13 protein-coding genes are annotated in these 14405 nt (G+C 63.6%); 6 read left to right on the forward strand and 7 right to left on the reverse strand.

Annotated features, from left to right (window positions below; translation table 11 throughout):
- Nucleotides 1-95 precede the first annotated feature (95 nt).
- Together dnaB and ABW18_RS22455 are read left to right on the forward strand one after the other, a co-directional pair.
- The gene (gene dnaB, locus ABW18_RS12545) at nt 96-2330 is read left to right on the forward strand and encodes a replicative DNA helicase (protein WP_049699283.1); all 2235 of its coding nucleotides are present in this window, start codon (nt 96-98) and stop codon (nt 2328-2330) included.
- A gap of 261 nt (nt 2331-2591) precedes the next feature.
- Nucleotides 2592-2960: a TnsA-like heteromeric transposase endonuclease subunit gene (locus ABW18_RS22455; RefSeq protein ID WP_338043844.1), complete on the forward strand. Its 369-nt coding sequence runs from the start codon at nt 2592-2594 to the stop codon at nt 2958-2960.
- Here ABW18_RS22455 and ABW18_RS12550 read toward each other — a convergent pair.
- Both ABW18_RS12550 and ABW18_RS12555 read right to left on the reverse strand, forming a co-directional pair.
- Complete coding sequence (locus ABW18_RS12550; protein ID WP_049699284.1) at nt 2846-3931, reverse strand: BtrH N-terminal domain-containing protein; 1086 nt, start codon at nt 3929-3931, stop codon at nt 2846-2848. The two genes, ABW18_RS22455 and ABW18_RS12550, sit on opposite strands and share 115 nt — an antisense overlap.
- Nucleotides 3924-4445, reverse strand: a complete 522-nt coding sequence (locus ABW18_RS12555; protein ID WP_200903257.1) for a PadR family transcriptional regulator — start codon at nt 4443-4445, stop codon at nt 3924-3926. Before ABW18_RS12555 ends, ABW18_RS12550 begins: the two co-directional genes overlap by 8 nt.
- Before the next feature lie 466 nt (nt 4446-4911).
- Here ABW18_RS12555 and ABW18_RS12560 point away from each other — a divergent pair, with 466 nt between their 5' ends.
- From ABW18_RS12560 to ABW18_RS12570, 3 genes are all read left to right on the forward strand, one after another.
- Nucleotides 4912-5490 (forward strand): TetR/AcrR family transcriptional regulator, encoded by a 579-nt coding sequence (locus ABW18_RS12560; RefSeq protein WP_049699286.1) that lies wholly within the window; start codon nt 4912-4914, stop codon nt 5488-5490.
- A 120-nt stretch (nt 5491-5610) separates the two neighbouring features.
- On the forward strand, nt 5611-6354 hold the full coding sequence (locus ABW18_RS12565; RefSeq protein WP_049699287.1) for an SDR family oxidoreductase: 744 nt from the start codon (nt 5611-5613) through the stop codon (nt 6352-6354).
- Between the two features lie 25 nt (nt 6355-6379).
- Nucleotides 6380-7231: an LLM class flavin-dependent oxidoreductase gene (locus ABW18_RS12570; protein WP_049699288.1), complete on the forward strand. Its 852-nt coding sequence runs from the start codon at nt 6380-6382 to the stop codon at nt 7229-7231.
- Nucleotides 7232-7252: 21 nt separating this feature from the next.
- On the opposite strand, the gene ABW18_RS12575 is transcribed toward ABW18_RS12570, so the two are convergent.
- The 5 genes from ABW18_RS12575 to ABW18_RS12595 form a co-directional block, all read right to left on the reverse strand.
- Entirely contained in the window at nt 7253-9985 is a 2733-nt protein-coding gene (locus tag ABW18_RS12575) for an ATP-binding protein (RefSeq protein ID WP_049699289.1), read from the reverse strand.
- 190 nt (nt 9986-10175) lie between these two features.
- Nucleotides 10176-10997, reverse strand: coding sequence for an alpha/beta fold hydrolase (locus tag ABW18_RS12580; protein WP_049699290.1), 822 nt, complete (start codon nt 10995-10997; stop codon nt 10176-10178).
- 147 nt (nt 10998-11144) lie between these two features.
- Complete coding sequence (locus ABW18_RS12585; protein ID WP_049699291.1) at nt 11145-11990, reverse strand: MBL fold metallo-hydrolase; 846 nt, start codon at nt 11988-11990, stop codon at nt 11145-11147.
- Between the two features lie 53 nt (nt 11991-12043).
- Entirely contained in the window at nt 12044-12523 is a 480-nt protein-coding gene (locus ABW18_RS12590; protein WP_049699292.1) for a MaoC family dehydratase, read from the reverse strand.
- 57 nt (nt 12524-12580) lie between these two features.
- Complete coding sequence (locus ABW18_RS12595; protein ID WP_049699293.1) at nt 12581-13258, reverse strand: SDR family oxidoreductase; 678 nt, start codon at nt 13256-13258, stop codon at nt 12581-12583.
- A 177-nt stretch (nt 13259-13435) separates the two neighbouring features.
- On the opposite strand from ABW18_RS12595, the gene ABW18_RS12600 reads away from it, so the two are divergent.
- Nucleotides 13436-14371, forward strand: coding sequence for an NADP-dependent oxidoreductase (locus ABW18_RS12600; RefSeq protein ID WP_049699294.1), 936 nt, complete (start codon nt 13436-13438; stop codon nt 14369-14371).
- Nucleotides 14372-14405 lie beyond the last annotated feature (34 nt).

Genomic DNA, 14405 nt, shown 5'->3' on the forward strand with positions numbered 1-14405 from the left:
GGGGACGGCAGAGTCGTCAGCACACCGCCGTGTCGACGAGTTGACGGTTGGGGGGCCGTCCATCGTCAGGGTTCGATTTCGAAAGGTTGGCACACGTGGCAGTTGTCGATGATCGCGGCCACGGTGCGGCTCGGGATTCCGGACGACCAGACGAGCCAGACATGCCGGTCGAGGAATATGGCCGTCAACCGCCGCAAGACATGGCGGCGGAGCAGTCCGTTCTCGGCGGCATGATGCTCTCGAAAGACGCGATCGCCGACGTCATCGAAAAGATCCGCACCAACGACTTCTACCGCCCGGCGCACCAGGCCGTCTACGAGGCGATCCTTGAGCTGTACGGCAAGGGCGAACCCGCCGACGCCGTCACGGTCGCCGCAGAACTCGAGCGCGCGGGCGAGCTGCGCCGCATCGGAGGCGCACCCTACCTGCACACCCTCATCTCCACCGTGCCCACCGCGGCCAACGCCGGCTACTACGCCGAGATCGTCGCCGAGAAGGCCATTCTTCGACGCCTCGTCGAGGCTGGCACGCGCATCGTGCAGTTCGGCTACTCCGGTGCCGACGGTCAGGATGTCGCCGAGGTGGTCGACCGCGCACAGGCCGAGGTCTACGAGGTCACCGAGCGGCGTACCGCCGAAGACTATGTGCCGCTCGAAGAGCTGCTGCAGCCGACGATGGACGAGATCGACTCCATCGCCTCCCGTGGTGGCATTTCGCTCGGTGTGCCAACGGGTTTCGCCGACCTGGACAAGCTCACCAACGGACTGCACCCCGGGCAGATGATCATCGTGGCGGCCCGCCCGGGTGTCGGCAAAGCGCTCTCGCTCGACACTCCGCTACCGACCCCGACCGGCTGGACCACGATGGGCACGGTGAGCGTCGGCGACGAGCTCATCGATCCGCACGGTAGGCCGACGCGCGTTGTTGCCGCGACCGAGGTCATGACCGAGCGGCCGTGCTTCGAGGTGGAGTTCAGCGACGGCAGCGTGCTCGTCGCCGACGAACAGCACCAGTGGGTCGCAGAGATCGACGACGAGCGCCGCACCCTCACCACCGCCGATCTGCGGGTGCACGTCGGGTGCGCCATGGTGCGCAACACCGAGCCACTCGAGTTGCCGCGCAAGAACTTTGCCTACGGTCCGTATACCGTTGCCGCACTTGCCGGAATGGCATTCGACGACCCCGAGATCGGCATCCGCATCGACGCCGAGGGCGACGTCGACGTCATGGCGCTGATGTCAGACCTCGGTGGTCGTATTCCGTATGAGTATCTGCGCGGGTCGATCGCCCAGCGTCGAGCACTGCTCGCCGGACTCCTCGATGCCCGCGCGAGCGTCGACGAGGACGGATGGATCATCGTTCCCGCCGCTACCCGACACATGACCGCCGTCATCGCCGACCTCGTCGCCGGACTCGGCTACACATACAAGAGGTCGGCCACCGGCTGGCTCCGCGTCGACACCGGCGACGACGATGTCTTCACCGTTTACCATAAAGCGTTGCGCCACAAGGAGCTTCGCATGCAGTCGGGAGTTCGACGCGTCGTCGCCGTTCGTCCGGTCCGTAGCGTCCCGGTGCGGTGCGTGCAGGTCGACAACGACGAGCACATGTACCTCGCTGGTGAGGCGATGGTGCCGACGCACAATTCGACGCTCGCCATGGACTTCATCCGGTCGTGCTCGATCGGCCATCAGATGACGGCCGCGATGTTCTCCCTGGAAATGAGCAAGGTCGAGATCGTGATGCGACTCCTCTCGGCAGAAGCCAAGATCAAGCTCGGCGACATGCGTGGCGGTTCGATGTCTGACGACGACTGGACGCGCCTCGCACGCCGAATGGGTGAGATCTCCGAGGCGCCGCTGTTCATCGACGACTCGCCGAACCTCACCATGATGGAGATTCGCGCCAAAGCTCGACGCCTCAAGCAGCGCCACGACCTGAAACTCGTTGTGGTGGACTACATGCAGCTGATGACGTCGGGCAAGAAGGTCGAGTCGCGTCAGCAGGAAGTCTCGGAGTTCAGCCGCCAATTGAAGCTGCTCGCAAAGGAACTCGAGGTTCCCGTGGTCGCGATCAGCCAGCTGAACCGTGGTCCAGAACAGCGCACCGACAAGAAGCCGCAGGTGTCGGACCTTCGTGAATCGGGATCGCTCGAGCAGGACGCCGACATGGTCATCCTGCTCCACCGTCCCGACGCGTTTGAACGCGACGACCCGCGCGCGGGTGAGGCCGACATCATCGTCGGCAAACACCGCAACGGTCCGACGGCGACGATAACCGTTGCGCACCAACTACATTTGAGCCGCTTCGTGGATATGGCGCGGGGGTAGTTGGTGTTTGTAGGTTCTCAAGTTTGACTGCACTTTCTCACGACTGACTGCACCTCGGCGGCATTTGTGCAGACGGACTGAGACACGCCGTCTGGAATCCGCATAGCGGCATTTCGGAGGTGCGATGGTGGCGGCATGCCAGAGGTGGGGGCAATGCCACTCCCGAATATTTCGCTGCGCTCAGAGGACTCCTTGAAGGAATCCTGCATTGAATGGGACCACGCCTCCCTTGAGCTGATCGGCAATGCGGTGCCGTGGCGGATGTTCCGTTGGCGCCACGGCCAGAAGCACTCGGGTACCTACTGGTCGGCGACCGACCAAGCGCACGTAGTCTACGAATCTCGATTAGAACTCACCCGACTTTTGTTCGCGGACTTCGATCCTGCGGTGAGTCGAATCATTGCGCAGCCGTTCCTGATTCGTACCTCCATCGCGAAGCGTCCGCGCAGGCACGTGCCGGACTATCTGTTGTTGACAGACGATGGACCGGTGGTCGTTGATGTGAAGCCGCGCACTCAGCTCGACCCGCTTGGGAGCGCTGTGGGGAGTGGGTCGGGTTTGGACTCCGTCAGGGCGCTGAGTGCAGTCATCGCGGAGGTCTCAATCGTTGCGATGTCATCGAGCAGCTGACTCGCTCTTGCGAGATGGTCCGGGCTACCCATAGCACCGGCCTTCTCGATGAGTTCCGCGACGCTCGTCCAGAGCAGCGCAGACTCGGCGAAGAGGTTCCTTCCTTGCTCTATGACGTCCGCGACCGGCTCACCTTCGAGTAGCCGCTGGCACTCGGTCAAGAAGTCGCGGTACAGGTTGCGGAACAGTGCGCCTCCGGTGCCCGCGCGTTCCATCAGGGTGGCGATGACGGCGAGGTCGCGGCTGGGATCTTCGACTCGATCGAACCACGACTTCACGCGCTTGGCAGCTGTGCGGATTCCTCGGTTGCCGATGTTGGCGATCGGCGGCGCCAGGAAGTCCTCAGCGCATGCAGTAATCGCGGGGATGATCGCGGGGATGAGGTGCCCGGCATCCGTGTTCGCCGCCGCCTTCACGGTGAAGGACCGGTGGCGGGCCGACATCGGCCCGCGTGCAGCTCGCGCCCTGGCCAGACTTTCCAGGCTGGTTGTCACGGCTCCGCCCTGCTGCGCGGTGTCGACCAGATGTGCCCGCTCGGTGTCGTAGCCGTACATGGCGACGACGTGACCGGCGAAGTGCACACGGGATCCGAAGTACTCCAGGTCATGGCTGTCGAGCTGAAGGCCTACGGGGCTCCCCTGGTCGATCGAGGAGCGGACCTGTTCCCAAGCCCTTCGCGCGGAGGTGGTCTCGTGTACGTGCAGTTCGAGCCCCAGTCGTTGCGTCAGGTTCTGGGTGAGCACGAAGGGCTTCACCCTGCCGCCCAGGAAGGGCAGCCCTTGCTGCTTCGAGTCCCAGTAGATGAAAGACAGCCCGCTGCCCAGCCCGAAGAGCATCGGTTCGGAGAGATCGATCCCGGCGCGGCTCAGAAGCACGCCGAGTGCTGTTGTCTCGCAATGCGCGCCGCCGACCGTGGTGACTCCGTCGATGATCGTCGTGTCGGGTGGCTTGGGCGTGGTCTGTTCACTCATCGGGTACCTGGACTCGTTTGGCGAGCCACGACCTTTCCGCCTCCAGGAGGCTGAGGGAGTAGGAGAAGACTTCACGCGCTGGGTGCGGTAGGGGAGCTTGGATCCGCTGGGCTTCCATAACTGATGCGATCCTGGCCTCAAGCTGAGTCAGTCTGCTACGCAGCGCCTCGTCATAGGCACGCTTCGAGACCAGCGGCAAGTTGGCCAGGCCGACGAGGACCGGATGCGCGACCGCTCGAAGATCTGCGATGAACGCAACGGCTTCATCGACTGCCATTTGCCGCCCCTCCGCGGTGGCATGGAACACCCGCCGAGACTTCGCGGCAGGACTGCCCTCAGCGGCCTCGACGAGGCCACGCTTCTCCAGCTTCGCGAGCACGTAATAGATGGATGAGAAGCCGATGTCCGTCCACTGTCGGATACCGCGCTGCTCGATCACCTGCTGCAGGTCGTAGCCGTGCCGGGGCTGCTCAACGATCAGGCCCAGCACCGTTAGTTCGGCAGGAGTCAGCACCCGCATATTCTAGTACTAGAATAGTGTCCGAGAAGGTCACTTCGCCACAAGTGGAGAGGTCCGCCTGGCGCTATGGCGTCAGACCTCGTCGACGGGCGATCCGACGGCGGTGCCAAAGGTGTTCACGGACGTCGACAATCGGTGTCCGACGAGACCGACAGGGTCAGGGCACGCTCGGATCAGCAGCATTGCCGAACCGCTCTACTGGCTCCTCAAAACGGGTTGAGACTGGTCAGACCAGCGGCTGCCGAGTTGCGCGCGACCGAGGCTGACTTCAGCTGGGAAGCGGTCCGCGCCTCGGGTGTCGACGAATCGGGCGGACCAGCTACGCGTTCTCTGTCGGACCTCGGCGTGGGTCACGGGCCACGACGACCCACGGACCGGCGCTCGACCCTGTGCCGAAACGCTATGCTCTACCCGTAGCGGACGCGCGATCCGCATCACTAACCGGATAGGCTAACCACGAATGAACGCAGCGAGGCCCCTGTCGGCCGCGCAGGCCTCTTCTCGCCGCGCCGACGCCGAGCGCAACCGCGACAAGATCCTCGCCGCTGCCCGCTCTGCGTTCGAGGAATCCGGCAGCGACGTGTCCATGGCCGAGATCTCCCGGCGCGCAGGCGTGGGCATGGCGACCGTCTACCGCAACTTCGCCGACCGCCGCGCTCTGCTCGAAGCGCTCTACCAGGGCGAGGTCCAGGTCATCTGCGACGCAGGCGAGGACGCCCAGGGCGACACGCCTGCCGCAAGGCTCGAGTACTGGCTGCGGAGTTTCATGACGTTCGCGCTGAATAAGCGCCCATTCGCCGCGGACCTGCTGGCCCATGTCGACGGCGACGAGACGATGTTCGACACCAGCCGGGCGCGAGTGATCGCGTCCGGCCGACCACTGCTCATCGCGGCGCAGCACGCGCAGGAAGTCCGCGGCGACCTGTCACTGGAACAGATTCTCGACTCCGTCGTCGCCATCGCGGCCATTCCCGGAGACGCGCGCTACCGTCGGCCGATTCTCGCGACCTTCCTGGACGGCCTTCGTATCCCGACGTAGCTCCTGTGCGTCTCCGCCTCTTGCTAACCGGATAGCCTATCCGATACTTTAAGTGGAGTACCGCTCCGGTTAGCAAGTGCCTGGAAGCGGCGCCGTGAACGTCGAACTCAGGGAGAACCGATGAGTGACAAGCAGATCGCAGTAGTAACCGGCGCAAACAAGGGGATCGGCCGGGAGATCGCCAAGCAGCTCGCAGACCTGGGCAACGTGGTGGTGGTCGGCGCGCGCAACAAGGAAGCCGGGGAGCAGGTCGTCGCGGAGATCCGCGCAACTGGCGGCGACGCGGTCGCCGTCGCTCTCGACGTCACCGATCCCGGGTCGGCTGCGGCTGCTGCCGAGACGGTGGAGAGTCTGTTCGGGCGGGTCGACGCACTGGTCAACAATGCCGGGATCAGCCACCGGCCGGGTTCGGACTTCTCCGGTCAGCTACCTCGCTCGGCCAACGTCGACGACATCCGATTCGTGTTCGAGACCAACGTATTCGGCGTCATCAATGTGACGAGTGCCTTCCTGCCACTGCTGCGGAAGTCGAAGGCCGGGCGCATCGTCAATGTGTCCAGCAGCGCGGGGTCGTTCACGATGATGACGGATCCGCAGACCTTTGAGTCGGCCCCGGTCGCGCTGGGTTACGTCCCGTCTAAGACGGCGCTGACCGCGATCACCCTGCAGTACGCGAGGGATCTCGCCGCCGACAACATCCTCGTCAACGCGGTGTGCCCCGGCTTCGTCGCCACCGACCTCAACGGACACCGGGGAGTCCTGACTCCCGCTGAAGGCGCCGTCTCCGCCGTGCGTATGGCGTCGATAACTGCGGACGGACCCACCGGTACGTTCACCGACGTCAACGGTCCGGTGGCATGGTAGGCGCCCGCACCGAGGGAGAAGCGTGATGCCTTCGTTCGGGATTCTCACTGCGCCGCAACAGGTTAACTACTCCGACCTACTCCAAGTGTGGCAAGACGCCGACGGCATACCGGCGATCGAACACATGTGGTTGTTCGACCACCTCCTGCCGATCGGTGGACCGCTGGAGGGACCCATCTTCGAAGGGTGGACGTTGCTCTCTGCGCTGGCCGCGGTCACCGAGAGGGTGCGGGTCGGAATGCTGGTGACGAGCAACCGCTTTCGTCCGCCGGCGATGCTGGCGAAGATCGCGACCACCGTCGACGTCGTGTCCGACGGTCGGCTGGACTTCGGCATCGGCGCGGGCTCCAACCCGCGCATTCCGATAGCTCGCCGTGAGTACGAGGCAAATGGGTTGCCGTACAACAGTTTCGGGCAATCAGTGGAAGCGCTTGCCGAGGCGTGTGAAGTGATCAAACGGCTCTGGACAGAGGACGATCCGTTCGACTTCACCGGCGAGCACGTCGTGTTGACCGGGGCGGTGGGTAATCCCAAGCCGCTGCAGCGTCCGCACCCACCCCTGCTGATCGGTGGCCGATCGCGGGCAACACTGCGGGTGGTCGCACAGCATGCGGACATCTGGAACATGCCGGGCGGCGACATCGCCGAGATGGTCGAGCGCAATGCGCTGCTCGATCGACTGTGCGACGAGATCGGTCGCGACCCGGCGTCGATCGTACGATCGGTCGCGTTGCCGACGTCCTACGAGCATCCCGCTCAGACGCGGGCGGCTATCGCTGAGGTCGTCGACGCGGGCTTCACGCACCTAGTTCTCATCCTGCCCGCCCCCTTTCCGGCGCACGCGGCACTCTGGTTGGCGAACAACATCATTGGCTGAAGGGCAGACGCAAGTGCCAATTCAATGGCGCTCGCGTTCGTTGAGGACGTCTCGGATCTGGTTCCGGCTACTGATCCCGAGTTTGGGAAACACCTTGTAGAGGTGTGCCGCAACGGTTCGGTGCGACACGTAGATCTGATCAGCGATCTGACGGTTGCTGAGCCCCGACGCTGCCAGGCGTGCGATTTGCATTTCCTGTGGGGTCAATTCCGCTTCTACGTCGTTCGTGGGGGTCAAGTCTCCGGGCGATTGCACCCCGGCTGCCCGAAGTTCGGTGCGGGTCCGTTGCACCCACGGCTCGGCGTCGCGCGATTGGAACGCCCTGAGGGCCGCCGAAAGTTGAACCCGTGAATCGACGATCCGACGCTGCCGACGCAGCCACTCTCCGTAGTTCAGTTGGGTTCGCGCGTATTCCAGCGACGCTTCGGCACGGGCACCGTCGTGCAGTGCTATCCGGAAGTGTTCTTCGGCGTCGGTACCGTTGCCGGCCAACAATGCTCGGCTCCGATGCACCAGGGCGAGCAGATATGGGGAGCCCAATGTTGCTGCCTCAGTGTTGATTTCGTCCACCAGCGTGCCAATATTGTCGACGTTGTGGCTCGCCACCGCTGCCTCCGTCAGATCTGCAATGGCCCACCGACGAGAGCTACGGTCCCGCACCATCTTCGACAATTCCGTGAACGCCTCGTCGTAATCGTGCCGGATGAGAGCGAGAAGACCACTGGCCCAAGCCAGGTCGTCGATCCAGAGCAGTGATGTGTCCACAGGGAGGTGCTGACGAGCGATTGCCAGTGCGCTCTGAGCATCGGCGAAGCTCCCGCGCCACGCATGAGCCCGCGCAAGTAGTGCTGCGGCGCTCCCCATGCTGAGGGACATGTCGGAGTCAGTTGCGATACGCAAAGCGGTTTGCGCACTCATTGCCGCCTCGGGGAGCTGGCCTGCGATGATCTGTGCGCGAGCTGATCCGCGCAGTGCCTCGCATTCGATGCTGGGCGCACCGCTGGTACGTGCAACTCGAATAGCTCTGTCCCAACATTGCTGAGCCGTCGACAGATCAGAGACTGATTCGGCGGCCAAGCCCATCGACATCAGCAGCATGGTGTCGTCGTTGGCAGCGGTGTGAAGAGTCGTTGCGTGCGAACGGAACTGGTGCGCGTATTTGGTGTCTTCGACGGTCGCCAACGCGACCTCAATCGCGGGTTCGTCAAGGACTTCCAGACGGTGCAGGCTGTCTGCCACGAGGTGGCGATCGCCCTCGTCGAGGCCGTGCATCCGACACTGTGCCGCGGCAGCGGCCACCAAGTTGACGCGTGCAAGATGGTGCTCCGGTGTGTCGGCGTCGGCGAGTCGATCTGCCAACGACAGCAAGTCGGCGATCGCGGGCACCGCCACACCGGCGGTGACGCCGAGAGTGAAACGGGCGGTGGCGAGTTCGACGAGATCATCCAGGCCGGTGGCCAACGGTTCGGCCTCGTCGACAATGTTGATCGCCTCCGTGGTCAACCCCGCTCGACAAGCCGGTTCGATCGCGCGCACCAGGCGGCGCACGCGCTCACCCGGTGTGGTCGACAGTATCGCCGCGCGCCGCCACGCCGCGGCGGCTTCGGCGTTGGCGCCCCGCTGTCCTGCGGCGCGCGCGACGTACTCGAGTTCTGTAGCGATGACCTCGTCTCGCCCGTAAGAGGCGGCGGCTCGTTGCCAGGTGGCCTGCGCTGGGTCGCTGGTGGCTTCAGCGAGCGCGCGATGAAACGTCGAACGCTGCGATAACGTCGCTGCGCTGTACGCCACCGATCGGATCAGAGGATGTCGCACCTTGATGACGCCGTCATCGACAGTGATCAAGCCCGTGCGTTCCAACGGGTCCAAGCAGGTCTCGGGTAGGTCGACGCGCCGTGCGGCGTCCAACACTTCCGTCAACGACGTCGCGTCGCTCGCCGAGACGAGTGCGAGCATCTGCCTGCTGGGTTCGGGTAGTACGCCGAGTTGTTCGAGGAAGATCCTTTCGATGCGTCGGGTGGTTGGCAGTGGCGGCGTTCCACCCCAGAGATGGTGGTCGTCCGTCGCGGCGACGGCTTTCGCGAGCTCGGCAATGGCCAACGGGTTACCAGCCGCCTCGTAAAGCACCCGGCGCTGGGCCAGTTCACTCAACTCCGGTCCGGCCGCGAGTGCCTCGGCGAGCAGAGTTCGTGAGGCCGATTCGTCGACAGGACCCAACGTCAGACGAGGTAGAGACACGAGCCGGGCCGATTCACCGTCGAGTCCCGGGCGAGCCGCGCACAGCAAGACCGCTGCCGCAGAGGAGATCCGGCGCCCGACGAACGTCAACACATGCAGAGACGAGCCGTCGAGCCAGTGCGCGTCGTCGACGATGAGCATCAGCGGACGCCGCGCCGACGCCTCCTCGATCAGCCCGAGCACCGCGACACCGATCAGAAGTGGGTCTGACTCGAAAGGCTCGCCCAATCCGAGCGCACCGAGGAGGGCGCGCTTCTGGTGTGGCGGAAGGGAATCGGCATTCCCGAGAATCGGGCGTACCAACTCGTGTACTGCGGCGTAGCCCACCTTGGTCTGGCACTGGACTCCGGCGCAGGACAGAACCGTGAACCCGTTGTCCTTGCCCCATTGCGCGGCCGAGGTGAGCAGCGTCGTCTTACCGATTCCGGGATGTCCCTCGACGACGAGCGCACATCCCTGCTCTCGGGCGCAGGAAGCGGCAGTGACAATGGCCTCGAATTCTTCGACGCGACCGATCATTGATCCGGCTCGGTTAACTCCCGCCGGACTGCTCGAGCTATCAGTTCGCCGGCGTGCGTCGGTGCTGTTTCCTGTCCGCATATCCGACTGCAGGAGAGTCACAATTGGACCCTAGCACCCTGAATAGGCTATTCCAACCCAGAGGGATTTGCCCTACACCTAGCGAGGGCGCCGCTGATGGCTGGTGTCGTCACTCGCCGAGGAACTCCACGATGTCGCGCCCCAGCGCCGCCTGATAGGCCCCGTGGATACCGTGCGACGCACCGGGGTAGATGCGAAGAGTGCCGTGTTTGACCAGGTCGATTGCCTTGGCCGCGGAATCGTGGATGGGCACGATCTGATCGTCGTCCCCGTGAGCGATGAGGATTGGTACCTGAAGGTTCTGGAGATCTTCGGTGAAGTCGGTTTCGGAGAACTGGGCAACGCAGTCGTAGACGGCGGAGAGTCCTGCCTGCATGCCCAGACGCCAGAATTCGTCGATGAGGCCCTTGGAGACGGCCGCCCCTTCGCGATTGAAACCATAGAACGGCAGAGCAAGGTCTTGCCAGAAGGCTGAGCGGTCGGCGAGAACGTTGGCGCGGATGTCGTCGAAGGCCTCGATCGGAGTGCCCTCGGGGTTCCGTTCGGAACGCACCATGATCGGCGGTACCGCTCCGACCGTGACAATCTTGCTGACCCGACCTTGACCGTGGCGGGCTGCATAACGCACGACCTCGCCCCCTCCGGTGGAATGCCCAACGAGTGAAATATCGGTCAGGTCAAGGGCATCGACGAGACCGGCGAGGTCTGCGGCGTAGGTATCCATGTCGTTGCCGGTCCACGTCTGCTCGGATCTGCCGTGTCCGCGACGGTCATGAGCGATTGCGCAATAGCCATGGTCGGCAAGGAGTTTCATCTCGACGTCCCACGCGTCAGCGCTCAATGGCCATCCGTGGCTGAAGATCACCGGGCGGCCCGACCCCCATTTCTTGTAGAAGATCTGGGCGCCGTCGGCAGCGGTTATGAATGGCATCTGAGTCTCCCTCACGGATGGCGGCATTGGGAGCGAACACGATTGGTGACGCCCCAAGACCGATTCTGTTCGGGCCTTCCTGCCTGCGGTATACGTGTGTTGACTGCACAGGGTGTAATCGCGCTGATTTACCTAACCGAAAATGTGCTATCGACCGGTGAGCAGACCGAGCGCGCAGTACCAGACGGGTCCTGCGTTGACGCGCTTCGGGTATCGCCGAAGCATCCGCTTGTAATACTCGTCAGGACGGTCGACAGTTGCGAGCAGTTCGCGGGCAAAGACCAGGTAGTCGCGGGTCTCGGCGATGCATCGCGGATCGTCGTCGCTCCCTGGGGCCTTGTGGCCGGCGACGACGAAGGCCGGGTCGAGAGCGGCGATGGTGTCAAGTGCGGCGAGCCAGGAATCGAAGCCGCCGTCAGGTGTCTCCAGGACATACTGGTGGACGCCGTTGTAGACAGAGTCTCCGGCGAGTAACAGTCGCAGATCGGGCACCCAGAGCGCGGTCGTGTCTGCAGTGTCGGTGTGGCCGAGGTCGATCGGAACCAGGTCGTGACCTTCGAGTTGCAGTCCGTCAGGAGGGAACAACTGCGCGATGACGGGAGACGGCGGAATCAGACCACCGAACACGCGGTCCCACAACCGATCTCGCCCCTCTGTCGCTTCGCCGGGCATCCGCGACAAAGGGCCGGCAGTGGTGTACACCGGCACGTCGCCGAACTCCCGGAGAAGTTCGTGAACTCCGAGCCAGTGGTCGCCGTGCGCGTGGGTGATATAGACGGCGATGAGGTTTCGTCCCGAATCACGGATCCAGTTGCGGACTCGCTCAACTTGACCATAGGTGTACGGCGCGTCGACGAGAACTGCATCCGAACTGCCTTGCACGAGTGTGACTGAGAGTGGCGAGGAGACGATGGACTCCCCGCTCGGGAGGCGCATGTCCCCGGAACGCGGCGTGCCGTCGAGAACCAAAACGTCGTATGTCAGCTCTGGCATCGCTAATACTCCTTCTGTACTGCATTCGCCGGTATTAGGAACTGTGCAGTCGGTCAGTCCGACTGCGTGCCAGGCTCTTTCGGAGTATCGCGCGCCGGGATCACGAGATTACCCACTGATACCTGCACCGGCTGATCATTCTGATTCAGCGTGACGGTACGAACCTTGGCGATGCCGATGAGTGGATTCGATCTCGATCGGCGGACCTCGAGGACTTCACTCGTGACTCGCAGTTCGTCGCCCGGGCGCACCGGTAGCGGCCACTGCAGATCATCGAATCCCGCTCCGACGACTCCTCCGGAGGGCCGGAACTCGCTGTCGACCAGCAACCGCATGGTGACTGCGGCAGTGTGCCAGCCGCTGGCGGCCAGCGTCCCGAAGACGGAATCGGCCGCACCCGCGCTACTGAGATGGAACGGTTGAGGATCGAACTCGGCAGCGAACCGCTGGATGTCCTCCGCGGTTATCTGGATCGTCGTTGTGCCGGAAAAGCTCTGCCCAGGTGTGAGGTCTTCAAGAAACAACGTTGGCATTGGGAATCCGTCCGTGTGTCGTTTTACCGGTATGTATTGCACCTCGTCGCGCAGACGTCAGCGAAAGACGGAACTGCGGGCGGCGCGGGTGACGTCGTCGGCAATCACTTCGGGTGCGCCGGATTCGATGGCGTCGACGATCTGACGGGCGACATCTGCAGGATCGTTCTTCGGGACGTCGAGGCCCGACACCATGTCTGTGTCGGTGTAGCCGAGATACACCCCCACGACGTTGATGTTCTGCGGTTCGAGCTCCATACGCAGTGAATTCGTCGCCGACCACAGCGCGGCTTTGGAGCAGCCGTACGCCCCGGAACCGGGTATCCACGCCAGCACCGAAGCGACGTTGACGATGGTGGCGGCATCGGTCGCTACGAATTTCGGCAGAAACCCACGGGTCACACGCAGCGGGCCGAAGAAGTTGGTCTCCATTGCTGCTTCGATGTCGTCGATCGGTGACGTCGACAGCGACTGCCCGGCGAGTAGACCTGCATTGTTGACGATGATCGTGGCATCGGCGGCCGCGTCCGCCAGGGCCAGTACCGACGATTCAACTGTGACGTCGAGTGCGACGTTGGCGATCCGTGCGTCGTTGCTGGCTTCAGGTGTCCGGCTGGTCGCATACACCTTGGTCGCTCCGCGGGCGAGCAGTTCGTCGACGATGGCCTTACCCAAGCCGCGTCGTCCACCGGTCACTACGGCAGTTGCTCCGCTTACCGTTGTTGTTGTCGCCACATCAGTCTCGCTATCGCTCGGGGTCTCCACGGACGAGCTTGATCCAAAGTACGTCTGGACAGGTATCCGTCAGATGACTGTGTATCGATACGCCACAGTCATCTGACGGATACCCGCCGCCGTCAGCCTGAGCAAGGATGGGCACAGAGACACCTCGATGAAAGGACTTCGATTCTCATGCGCGCTATCAGCCAGGACAGGCTCGGCGGACCAGAAGTGCTTACCGAGGTCGATATCGACACCCCTACTCCAGGGCTCGGCCAGATCCTCGTTCGGGTGCACGCTGCGGGCGTGAACCCTGTCGATGCGATGAACCGCGAAACGGGCATGTTCGTCGGAAACCCGCCATTCGTCCTCGGCTGGGATGTGTCGGGGACGGTCGAAAAGGTCGGACTCGGGTCGACGCTGTTTGCGCCGGGAGACGAAGTGGTCGGGCTATTGCCATTTCCGCAGGGGCACGGCGCGTACGCCGAGTACGTCGTCGCGCCCACCCGTGTCTTCGTGCCGAAGCCCGCTGCTCTCGACCACGTGCACGCAGCGGCATTGCCACTGGCGGGACTCACCGCGTGGCAGGCTCTGGTCGAGACGGCACACGTGGGGCAGGGGAGCAGAGTCCTGATCACCGGCGCCGCAGGTGGAGTCGGGCACTTGGCAGTCCAGATCGCCAAGGCCCGCGGCGCCTACGTCTACGCCGTGGCAGGCGCGGCAAGCGCCGACTTTCTTACCGGGTTGGGCGTCGACGAGGTGATCGATTACACGACAACAGATTTCGTTGATGCCGTCACCGATCTGGATGTGGTTTTCGACGTCATCGGACACGACTATCCGAGCAAGGCTGTGCAGGCACTCAAGCCTGGTGGCATCCTCGTATCGACTCTTCCCCAGTCATTGCCCGACGTCGCGGAATCGGCTACCGGCAAGGGAATTCGATTGGCCGGCCTGTTCGTGGAGGCCGACCGGCTCGGTATGACCGAGTTGGCGAAACTGGTATCGGATGGGCGGTTGCAGCCTGTGGTGGCAGCCACTTTCCCGTTGGCGGACGCAGGGCAGGCGCAGAGCAGTAAGGCCGGACCCGGCAAGACAGTCCTCACCGTGGTCGAGGACGATTCCTGATCAACCCCGGGCCGCCATGTGCAGCGGCACAAGA

The sequence above is a fragment of the Gordonia jacobaea genome (genome assembly GCF_001186365.1).
In the GTDB taxonomy this organism is placed as follows: Bacteria; Actinomycetota; Actinomycetes; order Mycobacteriales; family Mycobacteriaceae; genus Gordonia; species Gordonia jacobaea.